This window comes from Streptomyces sp. SGAir0957 (assembly GCF_043523415.1).
Window position 1 is genome coordinate 8411112 of the sequence record NZ_CP027293.1, and the last position, 15260, is coordinate 8426371.

Sequence of the window (15260 nt, forward strand, 5' to 3'; positions counted from 1 at the left end):
CCAGGAACCAGCGAAGCCCGCGTTTTCTGTAAAGACGGCTAGAACTTGCCGCACACAGTGGACCAGGAGTGCTCCTCATGCCTAAAATCATCGGCCCCGTGGCCGCCCTTCTTGCCGCCGCCTCTCTCGTCGGCGCCGGGCTGACAGTGGCGGGAATCCCGGATGATGGCGGAATCGGTTGGGATCGCGTCCAGAATGCGCCGGCGGCACAGGCCGGGGCGCGGCCGGACCGGGCGCCTTCGGCCTCCTTCGGCATCGCCGAGTCGATCTGACGCCAGGACGGCCGGTTCAGAGTCCGCTAAGCCCCTTCCCCCCACTCTCCCGAAGGAGCCCTCGGTGAACTCCACGGAAGGACGCACCGCCCTGCTGGGTGCGGACGTCGCCCCCCACGCGATGGACGGGACCGTACAACTCGTCGTCCTGGACGAGGATCCGATCCTGCGCGCGGGGATCCGGGCCCTCCTCGACGACTACCCGCAGATCGACGTCATGGCCGATTTCGACTCGGCGCGGCAGGCGTTCGCCCAGCCGCTGCGGGTCCGGCCCGACGTGCTGCTCGTCGGCGGCGACTGTCTGAAGGACGACGCGGGGGCCGCGCTCGCCGAGCGGTTCACATCCGGCAGGCGGCCCGCGCTGGTCACCGTGATGCAGCCCGACGACGCGGACATGCTGCGCACGGCGGTGAAGTGCGCGGTGCGCGGGTTCGTGGACCGCAACACCAGCCACCGCGATCTCGGCATGGCCGTCCTGGAGGCGCACAGCGGACGGACCTATCTGTCCGCCTCGATCGCCGAGGTCCTGGTGGGCTGGATGGGAGACGGGATGCGGCGTGAGCATCTGTCGCTGCCGCAGGTCGAGCACGTGCTCACGGAGCGGGAGCTGGAGGTGCTCGAAGCCCTGGGCCACGGCATCACGAACACGGTGATAGCTCGGCGGCTGCACGTCCAGGAAGCGACCGTCCGCAGCCACATCTACCACATCCTCAACAAGCTGGATCTGCGCACCCGCACGGAGGCCGTGCTCCTGGGCCACAGCTACGCCAACACCCGTATGGGGATGCGCCCGGCCGGCTGAGTTCCGCCCTGACGCGTCGATGCCGGTGCCCCGTCCGGAAGTGGACGGGGCACCGGCATCGACGCGTCAGGGCGGGCCCATACACCTAGCGCGCGGCGGCGCCCATCGCGGCCGCCGCGCGGGCCGGCCGCAGCACGGTGGCGGCGGCCAGCGCGACGACCGCGGTCGCCGGGCCGAGGAGGAGCATGTGGTGCACGCTCACCACGGCGAGCAGCCCGCCGGCGAACGAGTAGCCGATGCTCTGCGTGGCCACGAGGACGCTGAACGCCTCCGACATCCGGGAGCGGGGGACCACGTAGCCGGGCGCCTCGGTCATGACGGAGTTCAGCGGCGCGGCGCACAGGCCGAGCAGGGCGAAGGCCACGATCAGACCCCACCAGCCGGAGACGGTGGCGATGACCAGGGTGGCCGCCGTCATCGTCACCAGGAGCAGGACGGCACGTGCCGTGAGGGTGACCTTGACGCGGGTCGCGTACCAGGCGTAGACGAGTCCGGCCGCGGCGCTGGCCGCGCCGAGCACTCCGATGAGTACCGCCGCCCGGGCCGTGCCGCCGCCCTCCTCCAGGACCCGGGGCAGCGCGCCGACCTCGGCTGTGCCGAGGAAGTGCCCGAACGCCATGGTCACCAGCGCCCAGAACAGGAAGGCCGGGTTGCGCCACACGCCCGTCGACTCGGGGACGTCGCGCGCGATCCCCTCCTCCTCGGCGGCGTTCTCCGCGCCGCCGTCCTCCCCTGTCTCGGACGTCGGTTTCGCCTTCGGCAACAGCAGGAGCGCGCCCGCCAGCATGGCCGCGCCCATGACGATCAGGGCGTACGCGGGGCTGAACACCGCGCAGGCGACGACCACGAACGGCGCGCCGACGACGACGAGTTCGACGAGTACCGCGTCGAGCGACAGCGCCGAGGCGATGAGCCGCTGCGGGACCGTGACGCGTAACAGGGTCCTGATGGCGCCGCCCACACCGAACGTGGCCATGTTGCCGACGAGCGACAGGACGAACAGGACCCAGACCGGTGCGTGCCCGACGAAGCCCGCCGCCACGCCGATCCGGGCGGCCCCGCCCAGGGCCATGACGCGCGGGGTCCAGCGTTCGCGGCCCAGCCTCTCCAGGAGGCGGCTGAAGAGCGGGGCCGCCAGGATGCAGGGCAGGGTCGCAAGGCCGACGAGCAGACCGCCGGTGGCGGGGCTGCCGGTGTAGTGCGTGCTGGCCAGGACCAGGGCCATCGGCGCCATGATCGGGGGCAGCCGGTGCAGCATCGTGGCGGCGACCCAGCGCCAGTAGGCCGCGTGGCGCACCAGCTCGACTACGGGCCGGTCCGGGCGTGGCTTCTTCGGTGGGGCGGTCGTCATGGTGTCTCCACGGTGGTGCTGGGGGGCGTGGCGCTGCCGTCCGCACCCGTCGCGGCCGCGACGGAGCGGTCGGGGTCGGCGGTGAACCGCGTGAGCAGTTTCTCGTACTCGGTGGCCAGTTCACGGACGGTGGCGTCGTCGAACTGGCTGGTGCGGTAGGTGAGGCCGACCTCCAGGCGGTCGCCGTGGTCCTGGATCACGCAGACCAGTTCGAACTTGGCGAGTCCGTTCGGCAGGATGGTGTTCTGATCGAGCGTCAGGTCCGAGAAGGAGCGCTCGAGCGCCTTCTCGTCCTCCAGCGCGAAGAGCACCTGGAAGTAGGGGCTGCGTCCCGGATGCCGTCGCGGGCCCAGCTTCTCCACCAGCTGGTCGAACGGGAGCGACTGGTGCTCGTAGGCGCCGAGGCAGGTGTCGCGCACCTGCGCCAGCAGGTCACGGAAGCGCGCCTCGGCCGGGATGCGCTGGCGCAGGACGACCGTGTTGTTGACGCAGCCGATCAGCCGCTCCGTGCCGGGGCCGCCGCGGTTGGCGACCGGCGTGCCCACGCTGACGTCGTCGCTGCCCGAGCGCGCGTGCAGCAGCGAGTAGAAGGCGGTGAGCAGCACCATGAAGGGGGTGACCCCCTCGCGCCGGGCCAGTGCGTGGACGGCGTCCCGCAGGGCGGGCGGCAGGTCGAGGGCGAGCCGCCCGCCGCGGTAGTCGACGTGCTGGGGCGCGGCGCGGTCGCCGCCCAGGTCCAGCGGGGGCGGCTCCGGATCGCTCAGCCGCTCGCGCCAGTAGTGCAGCAGCCGGTCCATGGCGTCGCCGCGCAGATGGCTGTGCTGCCACAGCGCCCAGTCGCCGTACTGGAGCGAGGGCCGGGGGAGCGTGGGGGTGCCCTGCGCGTGGAAGGCCGGGTAGCAGGCGGCCAGTTCGTCCATGAACACGTCGACGGAGACGAAGTCGACGATGAGGTGGTGGGCCACGAAGACCGCGAGATGTTCCGTCTCGGACCGCGAGAGGACCAGGACGCGCAGCAGCGGAGCCGACGCCGGGTCGATCGGCTCGCGGATCTCGCTGTCGCGCAGCTCCGCCAGCTCCTCCGGCCGCGCCGAGACGTCCACGTACCGTACGGGGATGTCCGCGGTCGGGGCGACGAACTGGACCGGACTGCCGCCGAGCAGCCCGAAGGACGTGCGCAGCGCCTCGTGCCGGGCGGCGATCTCCTGGACCGAGCGGTCGAAGGCGCCGCGGTCCAGGTGGCCGGTCAGCCGGCACTGCCAGGCCTCGTTGTAGAGCGGGATGTCATGGGCGAGCTTGCTCAGGACGAACAGGCCCTGCTGGGTGAGGGAGATGGGCGCGGCGCGGCGTCCGTCGGAGAAGCGGGCCAGGGACGCCTCGACGGCCGCGCGTTTGCGGGCCCACTGGGCGGTCTGCCGGTTCTCGGTCTCGGCCGCTATGCGGGAGGCCTCGGCCGTGCGTGTCTCGTCGCCGCGCTTGCCGTCGATGACGGCGGCGAGCTGGGTGACGGTCCTCGACGCCAGCAGGTCGTTCGGCAGGATGTCGATGCCGAACTCCCGGTGGAGCCTCGCGGCGATCTTCACGGCCTGGAGCGAGTTGCCGCCGAGCGCGAGGAACTCGTCGTCGGCCCCGACGTGGTCGAGTTTGAGGACCGAGGCCCAGACCGCGGCGAGGTCCGCCGCCGTGCCCGGACGCGGCGCCCGGCCCTCCGCGCTCACGCCCTCCGTCGTGCCCGGGGCGGCGGGCAGCGCGGCGAAGTCCACCTTGCCGTGCGCCGTCAGCGGGATGGTGTCGAGGACGGTCACGGTGGACGGCACCATGTAGGACGGGAGCAACCCGGCGAGGTAGTCGCGCAGTTGACCGCCGCGCGGGTCGTCCGCCCGCGCCGGGTCCTCGCCGGGCGCGGGGGTGACATGGGCGTGCAGGACCGCGTTCTCGCTGCTGTCGGCGCGCCGTTCCACGGTGACGACGGCGTGCCGGACGGCGGGGTGGCGCTGGAGGACCGCCTCGATCTCGCCGGGCTCGACCCGGAATCCGCGGATCTTGACCTGGTTGTCGGTGCGGCCGAGGAATGCGAGCTGGCCGTCGGGCAGGAGGCGGGCCCGGTCGCCCGTCCGGTACATGCGGCTGCCCGCCGGGCCGTGGGGGTCGGGCAGGAACCGCGCGGCGGTGTCGCCCGGGGCCCGGTGGTAGCCGCGCGCCAGGGCCCGGCCCGCGACGTAGACCTCACCGGTGTCGCCCGGGGCCACCGGGTCGAGGGCGCCGTCCAGGAGCCGGATGGCGGCGCCGTCGATGGCGGTGCCGATGGGCAGTGTGCCGTCCTGCCGGGGCTCGGTGCGGCCCGAGTGGTGGTAGGTGGCGGTGGCGGTGGACTCCGTCGGCCCGTAGACGTGGATGAGCGGCACCCCGGTCTCGCGCCAGGCAAGGACGCGGTCGGGGCGCACCCGGTCGCCGCCCATCACCACGAACTGGACGGAGTCCGGCAGGCGCTGGCCGGTCTCGGCCAGTTCGTCGCCGAGCTGGTGCCAGTAGCTGGTGGTGATCTCGAACCCGGTGACGGAGTGCCGCTCCAGGACTTCGAGGAAGTGCGGGATGTCGGGCAGCGCCCGGTGGTAGCCCGCCATCAGCAGTGTCGCTCCGCTGAGCAGCGGGGGGAAGATCTCCTCCAGCGCCGCGGAGAAGCTGACGGAGGCGAGCTGGAGGAACCGGTGGCCGGGGCCGAGGCCGAAGGTGCCCGTCGCGGCGCGTGCGAGGTTGGTCAGGCCGCGGTGGGTGATGAGTACGCCCTTGGGTGTGCCGGTCGAGCCCGAGGTGTAGATGACGCAGGCGACGTCGTCCGGGCCCGTCCCGATCGGCGGCGGGGTGGGGGAGCGGCCGGTGAGGGCGGAGAAGCCCTCGTCGAGGAGGAGGAGTTGGGCCGCGGAGGCGGGCAGCCGTCCGGCGGTCTCCGGCTGGGCGACGACGACGGCGGCGCCGGAGTGGTCCAGGAGGTGGCTCAGGCGTGCGGCCGGATAGTCCGGGTCGAGCGGCACGAAGGCGGCGCCCGCCTTCATGACGGCGAGCAGCGTCACCGCGAGGCGCACCGAAGGCTCCAGGCAGACGGCCACCCGGGTGCCGAGGCCGACGCCCAGGTCGGCGAGGCGGTGCGCCATCTGGTTGGCGAGCGCGTCGAGTTCGGCGTAGGACGCCTGCTCGGGGCCGCCCCCGGCCGTCCCGGGGCCGGGCACCGTGACGACGGCGGTGGTCTTCGGGCGCTGGCGCGCCTGCCGGGCGAAGACGTCGTGCACACCGTCGCTGTCGTACGTGTCTTCCCGGGGCGTGTCTTCCGGAGGCTGGTCCGGTGTGAGGAGGTCAAAAGGCGCGGTCATGCGGTTCCATCCTTGTGAGGCGGCGCTGCCGGACACGGGCGGGAGCGGACGGCGGTGTCAGCTCTGGAGCGCCAGGGCGGGCACGGCGTCGCGCCCGGCCGGCGGGCTGTACTTCCCGCTGATGTGGGGCGCGTCGTCGAAGACGTGGTACATCCGGTCGATGAGCTCCGGGGCGGGTCCTTCGCCGGGCCGGTCGTTGAACTCCATGATCTGCCGGGCCACCCGGTGGAACTCGATGATGTCGGGCATCTGCAGGCCCTTGCCCATCAGGTAGGGCAGGGCCCAGAAGTCGAAGTTGTAGCCCGGCATCCACAGGGAGTTCTTCACCTGGTCGAACAGGGCGTGGCAGGCGTCCACGGCGCCGTTGATGTCCATGGTGTTGTGGCGCCAGTCGTACTCGCGCCCGGTGAGGCCGAACTCGGCGGCCTGCTTCTGGACCGGCGCACGGTGGTTGTACCACCAGGGTTCGGTGCGCCAAAACGTCGGGCCGACCTCGTTGATGAACTCGATGGTGTTCTCGACGGTCTTCTCGGTCTCGCCGGGGAAGCCCGAGATGAAGGAGGCGAAGGTGTCGATGCCTCGGGCGTGGAGCCGTTCGATGCCGACGCGGTAGCGGTCGAGCGTGGCTACCTTCGACATGTTCTTGAGGATGCCGTCGTCACCGGCCTCGATGCCGAGGAAGACCGCGCGGCACTTGCTCTCCGCCATCAGGTTGTACGTCTCCTCGTCGCGGGCGGTGCCCGCGCGGAAGAAGGAGTACCACTGGAACCCGAAGTCGTTGCGGGCCATCATCCGGCACAGCTCCTTGAACCGGGGGCCCGGCACATTGAAGGTGTCGTCGATGAAGACCATCTGCGTGACGCCCATCCGGTCGAGCTGGCGCAGCTCCTGCTCCACCACGTCGACGCTGGTCAGGGTGAGCGCCCCGGCACGGATCGGGTAGTCGCAGAAGCTGCACTTGAAGGCGCAGCTGCGGGCGGTGCGGGTGTGCACGGTGGCGCCGAGGTCGGCGCCGAACCGGGACCAGTCGATGGCGCACTCGTCCAGGACGTTGGCCTCGGCGTGGAGTTTGGTGAGCTTGTAGTCGCCGGAGCCCGTGGGCAGCAGCAGGTTGGGGACGTCCTTCAGATCGCTGCCCTCGCGCAGCGCGGCGGCGAGCTGGGTGAGGGTGGTCTCGCCCTGCGACTCGTGGATGTAGACGTCGGCGTCCATCCAGGACAGGACCTCGGCCAGCTCCTCCCGGTCGAGGTCCTTGAGGAGGTTGCCGACGAGCGGGCCGCCCACCACGATCGTCGTCTCGGGCATCACCTCGCGGATGAAGCGGGTGATCTCCACGACCGGGTTCGGGATGATGTAGTAGGTGGTGGTGATGGCCACCATGCGCGGGCGCCGGGTCAGGAGGATGTCGCGGATCCGGTCCTGCTCGCACCCGAAGAGGCTGGTGCACTCGGCGCTGAAGCCCCGGTGGGTGAGGTAGTTGGCCAGGTAGTGGGAGGCGAGGTTGGGGGTCTCCCCGCCGTGGATGTAGACGTTCTCGTCGAGTTTCCCGGCGCGGTGAAGGACCTTGTTCATCACGTCCATGTACGGCAGCCGTTCGCCGTCGAACAGGAGGTGGTCGCGCATGAACATCAGGCGCTCGGGGTCGCGCGGCCCGCGATGGCTCACGCGGTTCCACTGCTGGGAGAACGGGACGTCGTTGTAGCCGATGATCAAGCAGTCCAGGTCGGATGTGAAGGCCATGGCTGTGCTCCGGTCTCTTGGGGAGGGGCGGGCGGCGAGAGGGGGAGGAACGGTCAGCTCGGGGCGTCGGCCCTCGCGGTCAGTTCGAGCAGGCCGGCCGAGAACGTCTCCACGGTGGGCTGACGCAGGAGGACGTCGAGCGGCACCTTGCGGCCCAGCGCGTCCTGTACGGCGCCCATGACCTGCACCGCGCGGAAGGAGTCGCCGCCGATGTCGAAGAAGTCCTCGTCCCTGCCGAGCCGGGCGAGGCCGAGCACCTCGCGCCAGATGCCGGAGACCAGGTCCTCCATGCGGGCGGGGGTGGTGAGGTCCTCGGCGGCCGGGCGGGGAGCGGCCTTCGCGGGGCGTTCGGCCAGGGCCCGCCGCGACAGTGACGCCCGGTCCAGTTTGCCGTTCCGCGTCAGCGGCAGGGTGTCGAGGACGAGCACGGCGGAGGGCAGCATGGTCTGCGGCAGCCAGCCGCGCAGCCGCTCGCGCACCTGGTCCGGCAGGGCGGCCGGGTCGGTGTCCGGCTCGGGGACGACGAAGGCGTACAGCCGCTTGTCGCTGCCGTCGCCCGCGGCGACCACGGCCGCCTGACGCACGCCGGGGCAGCGCAGCGCCGTCGACTCGACCTCACCGGTCTCCACCCGCACGCCGCGGATCTTGACCTGGTGGTCGATGCGGCCCAGGAACTCCAGTGCGCCGTCCGGGTGCCGGCGGGCGAGGTCGCCGGTGCGGTAGAAGCGTCCTTCGGCGCCGGGGACGTCGGTGACGAACCGCTCGGCCGTCAGTTCGGGGCGGCCGAGGTAGCCGTCGGCGACCCCGATCCCGCCGATGTAGACCTCGCCGGGCGCGCCGTCGGGGACGGGGGCCCGGTCCTCGTCCAGCAGGTGGAGCGTCGTCTCGGGGACCGGCGGGCCGATGAGTACGAGGTCGGGGTCCGGGTCGCGCGGGCAGGTCCAGGCGGTGGCGAAGACGGTGCATTCGCTGGGCCCGTAGATGTTGGTCAGCGAGGCGGTCGAGCGGGCGTGGAAGCGCCGGACCAGGTCGGGGGAGAGGGCCTCGCCCCCGGCGATGACGTACTTCAGGCCGTCGTAGCGCTCGTCGTCGCCGCGGGCGAGGAGGAACAGTTCGAGCAGCGAGGGGACACAGCAGAACGTCGTGACACCGGTGTCCCGGATCAGCCGCGCCAGATGTGCCGCGTCGCGCTGGCGCCCCGGCTCGGCGATCACCACGGCCGCGCCGGTCAGCAGGGGCCAGTACAGCTCGGCGAGGTGGAGGTCGAAGGTGCAGGCGGTGTGGTGCAGGACGCGGTCGCCGGGGCCCATGGGGTGGCCGCTCTGGAAGGCCGCCATCCGGGAGGCCAGGGCGGCGTGGCTGATGACGGACGCCTTGGGGCGGCCCGTCGAGCCGGAGGTGAACAGGACGACGGCCGGTGACGCCGGCGTGACGGCCGCCGGGGTGAAGCGCTCGGGGACCGGCCGCGCCGCGCCGTCGTCGGTGAGCAGGACCGGGACCGACGGGGTGAGGCGGGCCGCGCCCTCGCGGGTGGTGACGACGAGCCGGGGCGTGCAGTCGTCGATCGCGTGCCGGGTCCGCTCGGGCGGGTCGCCGACGTCGAAGGCGACGTGGGCGGCGCCCGCGCACACCACCGCGAGGAGGGACACCACGAACTCGACCGAGCGAGGCTGGTACACCGCCACCAGGTCGCCGTCGCGCACGCCGTGTGCGCGCAGGTCCTCGGCGAGGGCGAGCACGCGGTCCCGCAGTTCGCCCGCGGTGACGACGTCGTCGCCGCGGACGAGCGCCGTCAGCTCGGGGCGGCTCTCCCACTGCCGCAGAAGGAGGAGGTCCAGGCGCCGCTGGACCGCGGTCTCGGTCGCTTCCATGGCCGCGCACCCTTTCTCGTCGTGTGAGGTCGTGCGTTCCGGGACGGGACCGTCCGCGCGGGCGGTCGCGGTCACCGGAAGTGGTCCAGGTTCGAGGCGATGGCGTCCACCAGCTCCGCCGGGCGCTCCAGGAGCAGCATGTGTCCGCCGCCCTCGACGCGGGTCTGCCGCGTCCGCTTGGCGAACGGGGCCCAGCCGTCGACGCGTTCCGGCGGGCACAGCGGGTCGTCCGTGCCGGAGACCACCAGGAGCGGCGCGGTGAGCACGGGGTCGGGGCCGCTGTGGAAGTCCTGCACGGCGCGCATGTCGGCGACGATGGGCGGCAGGTAGGTGTCGGCCAGGTCCTGCGCCTCGACGTGGTCGGGGAGGTAGCCGAAGTCGCCGATGGCGGCGGCCAGTTCCGCCGGGTCGTCGCTGTCTGGCAGCAGCCGGGTGGTCCGCGGCGGATGGTCCACCGACCAGTACGAGACCACGACGAGACCGGCCACCAGGCCCGGGTCGCTGTCCTGGAGCGCCCGTACGGCCTCCAGGGCGATGACGGCACCGGCACACACGCCGACCACGAGGAGTGGCGCCGTGCCCGGCAGGGAGCGGGCCGTCGCCGTCACGTCGGCGACGAGGTTCGCCAGGTCCCCGACGGGCTGGAGGATGCGGGACTCCCGGCCGGGGAGTCGGGCGGCGGCCAGCTGCCAGTCCGGCGGCAGATGCGGTTGCAGGACCCGCGCGTTGGCCGCGCCGGCCCCCGAGTGCGGGACCAGGAGGACCCGCCACGCGGCCGTGTCCTCGGCACCGCCGATCGAGACGTAGGGTTTGCCTGCCACGGTGGCTCTCTCCGTTCGCTGGGTCGTCGGGCTCGGGTCAGCGGGGCGTCGCGGTCCCGAGGTCCGCCCGTTCGATGTGGGCCGCGAGGCGGGGACCGATGTCCGCGAGGACCTGCGGGCTGGTCATCTCCTCGTGCGTGCAGTGCGCCGTGTGCCGCACCAGTTCGCCCCCGACGTGAGGCAGCCACAGGTCGGCGACGAAGGCCCCGCCGTCGCGCCGGTCGGCGGCGGCGACGTGCACCAGGTCGCCCTCGTACAGCCGGGGCACGTGCCCGCGGGCGCCCCGGGCGACGGCCGTGTAGACCTCGGCGAGCCGGGTCCGCAGCGTCTCGGGGATGTCGAGCCCCGAGGTCTCCAGACGGAGGTCCTCGGCCTCCTGCTCGCGGGAGGGCAGGGTCTCGACACGGTCGGCCAGCGGGTAGCCGTCGAGGACCGCGACCATGCCCACCGGCTCGCCCCCGGCGCGCAGCCGTACGGCGATCGCGTGGGCGATGAGGCCGCCCGAGGACCAGCCCACGAGGTGGTAGGGGCCGTGCGGGGCGACCTCGCGCAGGCGGCGCAGATAGAGGGCGGCCGTCTCCTCGATCGTCCCCGGCACGGCGCCGGGGCCCTCGGCCAGGCCCGGCGACTGGAGCGCGTACACCGGGTGGCTCGGATCCAGATGCCGCACCAGGCCCGCGAAGGACCAGCCGAGGCCCATCCCGGGGTGGACGCAGAACACCGGGGTGCCGTCGCCCGTGGGCCGCAGCGGCAGCAGGACGTCGAGATCGCCGCCGGGCCCGTCCGGCGCCTCGCCGCGGTCGCGCAGCACCCGGGCCAGCTCCGCGACCGTGGGCGCTTCGAACAGGGTGCGCAGGCCCATCTCGACACCGAGGGCGTCACCGACCCTGGTGATCAGCCGGGCCGCCAGCATGGAGTGTCCGCCGATGTCGAAGAAGTCGTCGTCGAGGCCGACCGAGGGGACGCCGAGGACGTCGGCGAACAGGTCGCGCAGCACGGCCTCGTGGGCGGTTCCGGGTTCGCGGCCGACCGGCTCGGTGGCTGGCTCGGGGGCGGGCAGGGCGGCCCGGTCGAGGGATCCGTCGGGGGCGGTGGGCAGCCGGTCGTGGACCAGGACGGACACGGGCACCATGTGCGCGGCGAGCTGTCCCGCGACGTGGCGGCGCAGCTCCTGCGGGTCGGCGTGCGCGCCGGGGACCGCCACGACGTGGGCGACGGGCCGCGGCCCCCCGGCACCCGTGGTGATCGACACCGCCGCGCGGTCCACGGCGGGGTGGGAGAGCAGCGCGCCTTCGACGGCGCCGGGCTCCACGGGCAGGCCGTGCACCAGGATCCGGTGGTCGGCGCGGCCGAGGACCACGACTCGTCCCCGTGCGTCGAGACGCGCCAGGTCGCCCGTGCGGAACAGCCGGGCGCCGGGCGGCCCGTAGGGGTCCGGCAGGAAGCGTGCGGCCGTGGCGCCGGGCCGGTCCCGGTAGCCGCGTGCCAGCCCCGCGCCGCCGACGTACAACTCGCCGTACGCGCCCGGCGGGACGCGACGCAGGTCCGCGTCGAGCACCCGGGCCCGCCCGTCGGCGGCGGAAGCGGCGGAAGCGGCGAGGAAGCCGAGGACGGAGGTCTCGGTGCGCCCGTAGCCGATGACGGCCGTGGCCGTGTCGTCCGGGGCCGTGTCGTCCTGGGCCGTGTCGGTGAGGTCGAGCACGCGCACGCCGTCAGGGCCTACGAGGGTGAGCCGGTCGCCGGACGCGTCGCCGTCGGGTTCCTGTGCCAGCTCGGCGCCGGTGGTCAGCGCCGTGAAGGTCTCCAGGAGGGCGCGGCCGGTGCCGGGGGCGCCGTGCCCGCGAAGGGTGTCGCCCGGTGCCGCCGACAGGGCTCGGGCGGCCTGGCCCACCGCGGTGACGAGACCCTCGTGGGTGAGCAGGACGCCGTGTGCCGCGCCGGTGTAGAGCAGGAAAGCGGCCTGTTCCGGCTGCACGGGTGCGGGCGCGGGTGCGGGCAGTTCGGAGGGGACAGTGGGCGCGGTGTCGTCGAGGAGTACGACGTGCTCGGCGTCCAGGACCTCGCCGGGGACCGTCCCGTCGGTGACGACCAGCGCCGGGGAGGCGTCGGCGAGGGTGGCGCGCAGGGTGCCGGGCGTCGCCCGCGGGTCGAGCGGGAGGCAGACCCCGCCCGCCCGGAGCACCGCCAGGGCCGCCATGACCTGGTCCGGTGAGGACGGCAGGGCCACGGCGACGACGGCCTCCGGGGTGACGCCGCGCGCGGCCAGGGTGTGCGCGAGCCGGTCCGCCCCGGCGTGCAGGTCGCCGTAGGAGAGGGTGCGGGCGCCGTCCGAGACGGCGGGGAGGTCCGGGTGAGTCTCTGCCCGCAGCCGGACGAGGTCGTGCAGAGGGGTCGAGGGGGCGGCCGGGGCGGGCTGCCCGGTGAGCAGGGCGCGCTCCTCGGGCGTCAGCGTCTCCAGGGAGGCGAGGGGGGTGTCCGGGTGCGCGGTGACGGTGTCGAGGAGGTGCCGGTAGTGCGCGACCAGGCGGGCGATGCTCTCCTCGTCGAAGAGGTCGGTGGCGTACTCGACGCTCACGTCGATGGTGCCGTCGCGCTCGACCGCCGAGACGTTGAGGTCGAACTTGGCGCGGTCCAGTTCGATGGGGAGCAGCCGGCCCAGCGTCAGGCCGGTGAACTGTGTCAACTCCTGCCAGTCGTCCTCGTCGTGGGACTCGAACACCACCTGGACCAGCGGGTTGTGGCTCAGCCCCCGGTGCGGTGCCAGCTCCTCCACCAGCCGGTCGAAGGGGAGCGCCTGATGGTCGTAGGCCGACAGGAACGTGGACCGGGCGCGGCGCACCTGGTCCCGGAAGCTGGGGTCGCCGCTCAGGTCGGCGCGGAGGGCGAGGGTGTTGACGAAGTAGCCGACCATCTGCTCGAACTCGCTGCGGACCCGGCCGTGCACGACGGTGCCGACGAGGAAGTCGCGCTGCCCGCTGAAGCGGGACAGGACGACCTGGAAGCCGGCCAGCAGAACCGTGTAGAGGGTGCAGCGCTCCTCGCGGGCCAGCGCGCGCAGCCGGTCGGCGAGCTCGGCAGGGAAGAGCGCGGTGTGCTCCGCCCCGGCGTGCGACTGCTCCGCCGGGCGTGGTTTCCGCGTCGGCAGGGCGAGGAGGCCCGGCGCCCCGGCGAGCTCGCGGCGCCAGTAGCCGATCAGGCGCTCCAGGCGCGGGCCGGAGAGGTGGGCGCGCTGCCAGCGGGCGAAGTCCGGGTACTGCGGCGCCGGTGCGGCCTGCGGGACCGGGCCGCCCGCGACGAGGGCGTTGTAGACGCGGGAGAGGTCGTCCAGGGCCACGTTGACCGAGACGGCGTCGAAGACGATGTGATGGACGACCATGGTGAACAGGTGCTCGTCGTCGGCGACTTGGATGAGCCGGAACCGGGCGAGCGGCCCCTTCTCCAGGTCGAACGGGGCGACCTCGGCGGCGCACAGCGCCTCCGCCCGCTCCCGGCGCTCCGGCTCGGCCTCGGCGCGCAGGTCGTCGAAGGGGACCGGGATGCGCAGCCGCGGCCGCACCACCTGGAGCGGCCGGCCGTCCTCCACGGTGAACGTGGTGCGCAGCGCCGCGTGGCGGGCGACCAGCGCGTCGACCGCCGCGGTCAGCGCCCCGGCGTCCAGGCGGCCGGTCAGGCGCAGTCGCCAGCCGATCGTGTACAGCCGGTCGCCCGGGGAGATCTGGTCGATGAGCCACAGCCCCTGCTGGGTGACCGACGTCTCGTGGGTCCGGGGTTCGCCGCGCTCGCGCAGCGCCCGCTCCACCTGGGCGCGTTGCGCGGGCGGCAGTTCGTCGAGGCGGGCGAGGAGGTCCGTGAGGTCCATCAGAGCGCCCCCTGGCGTTCCGTCAGCGCCTTGTGCAGGCGGTCGAGGCCCGCGGCGAAGGTGTCCTCGGCCCCGCCGAAGCCGAGCCGTACGCGGTCGGGGTGGCCGAAACCGGATCCGGGCACCAGGAGCAGGTCGTACCGGGCGCCCAGGTCGCGGCAGAGGTCCTCGGTGTCGGTGATGCCGGTGAAGGCGGGGAAGGCGGTGACGCCGCCCGCGGGGCGCGACCAGGACACCAGATCGTTGTGGTCGTCGGCCCACGCGGTGAGGCGTTCGAGGTTGCGGGCCGCGCGGGTGCGGCGGTCCGCGAGGATGCGGTCGGCCCCGGCCAGGGCGCGTGCGGCGAGGTGTTCGGTGAGCGGGGAGAGGCAGATCGTCAGCGCGTCGCGCAGGGCCACGAGCCGCTCCAGGACGTCCGGCGCCGCCAGGCACCAGCCGACGCGGGTGCCGGGCAGCCCGTACGCCTTCGACATGGTGCCGAGGCTCACGCACCGGTCGTGGAGGACCGAGGGGTCCGGCAACGGCTCGCCGTCCCAGACGAGTTCGGCGAACGCGGCATCCCACACCAGACGCAGCTCCGGGTGGCCGTCCACGAGGTCGAGCAGGTCGTCGAACTGGGCGCGGGTGAGGTGGGCGCCGGTCGGGTTGTGCGGGAAGTTCACGACGATCATGCGGGTGCGCGGGGTGACCAGCGCGCGCAGCTCCGCCATGTCGGGCGTGAAGCCCGTCTCGGGCCGCAGCCGCCAGCGCACGAGACGGCAGCCGATGGCCTCGGCGACCGAGGTCAGCGAGTGGTAGGCGGGGTCGACCACGACGACCTCGTCACCGGCGGACAGCAGGGCGTTCATCACGACGAAGATCGCCTCGGTGGAGCCGTGGGTCGCCATCACCCGGTCGGTGTCACCGCCGGTGAAGCGGTCGGCGACGGCGCGGCGCAGCAGGGCGCCGCCGTACGAGGGGCTGTCGTCCAGCGCGATCGCGTCCAGCTCCTCGACCGTGATGCCGAGCAGTGCGCGCAGTTCGGCGAGGGAGTAGCACCGCACACCGCTGCTGCCCAGGTCGAGCGAGGTGTCGAAGTAGAAGTCACGCATCCAGTCCTCCAAGGCGGCGCGTGGCAGATGCATGGCGTGCTCCTGATTCGTGAAGGGATCGCGGGCGAGCGGTGCTCTGGTGCTC

General features: G+C 73.2%; 9 protein-coding genes. 2 read left to right on the forward strand and 7 right to left on the reverse strand.

The window, feature by feature from the left end; all coding sequences use genetic code 11:
* The first annotated feature begins 77 nt into the window (after window positions 1-77).
* Window positions 78-272: a hypothetical protein gene (locus C1N81_RS43630; protein WP_394437383.1), complete on the forward strand. Its 195-nt coding sequence runs from the start codon at window positions 78-80 to the stop codon at window positions 270-272.
* A 64-nt stretch (window positions 273-336) separates the two neighbouring features.
* Window positions 337-1074 (forward strand): LuxR C-terminal-related transcriptional regulator, encoded by a 738-nt coding sequence (locus C1N81_RS43635; protein WP_394437385.1) that lies wholly within the window; start codon window positions 337-339, stop codon window positions 1072-1074.
* A gap of 85 nt (window positions 1075-1159) precedes the next feature.
* Here the strand turns inward: C1N81_RS43635 and C1N81_RS43640 are convergent, their stop codons facing one another.
* The 7 genes from C1N81_RS43640 to vioD form a co-directional block, all read right to left on the reverse strand.
* Window positions 1160-2425, reverse strand: a complete 1266-nt coding sequence (locus C1N81_RS43640) for an MFS transporter (protein WP_394437387.1) — start codon at window positions 2423-2425, stop codon at window positions 1160-1162.
* On the reverse strand, window positions 2422-5793 hold the full coding sequence (locus C1N81_RS43645; protein WP_394437389.1) for an amino acid adenylation domain-containing protein: 3372 nt from the start codon (window positions 5791-5793) through the stop codon (window positions 2422-2424). Before C1N81_RS43645 ends, C1N81_RS43640 begins: the two co-directional genes overlap by 4 nt.
* A gap of 57 nt (window positions 5794-5850) precedes the next feature.
* Window positions 5851-7533: a PhpK family radical SAM P-methyltransferase gene (locus tag C1N81_RS43650; RefSeq protein WP_394437391.1), complete on the reverse strand. Its 1683-nt coding sequence runs from the start codon at window positions 7531-7533 to the stop codon at window positions 5851-5853.
* A gap of 53 nt (window positions 7534-7586) precedes the next feature.
* On the reverse strand, window positions 7587-9404 hold the full coding sequence (locus C1N81_RS43655; RefSeq protein ID WP_394437393.1) for a non-ribosomal peptide synthetase: 1818 nt from the start codon (window positions 9402-9404) through the stop codon (window positions 7587-7589).
* 71 nt (window positions 9405-9475) lie between these two features.
* Window positions 9476-10225, reverse strand: coding sequence for a thioesterase II family protein (locus C1N81_RS43660; RefSeq protein WP_394437395.1), 750 nt, complete (start codon window positions 10223-10225; stop codon window positions 9476-9478).
* Window positions 10226-10262: 37 nt separating this feature from the next.
* On the reverse strand, window positions 10263-14084 hold the full coding sequence (locus C1N81_RS43665; RefSeq protein ID WP_394437396.1) for an alpha/beta fold hydrolase: 3822 nt from the start codon (window positions 14082-14084) through the stop codon (window positions 10263-10265).
* On the reverse strand, window positions 14084-15208 hold the full coding sequence (gene vioD, locus C1N81_RS43670; protein WP_394437397.1) for a capreomycidine synthase: 1125 nt from the start codon (window positions 15206-15208) through the stop codon (window positions 14084-14086). The genes C1N81_RS43665 and vioD overlap by 1 nt, the downstream gene beginning before the upstream one ends.
* Window positions 15209-15260: the final 52 nt, after the last annotated feature.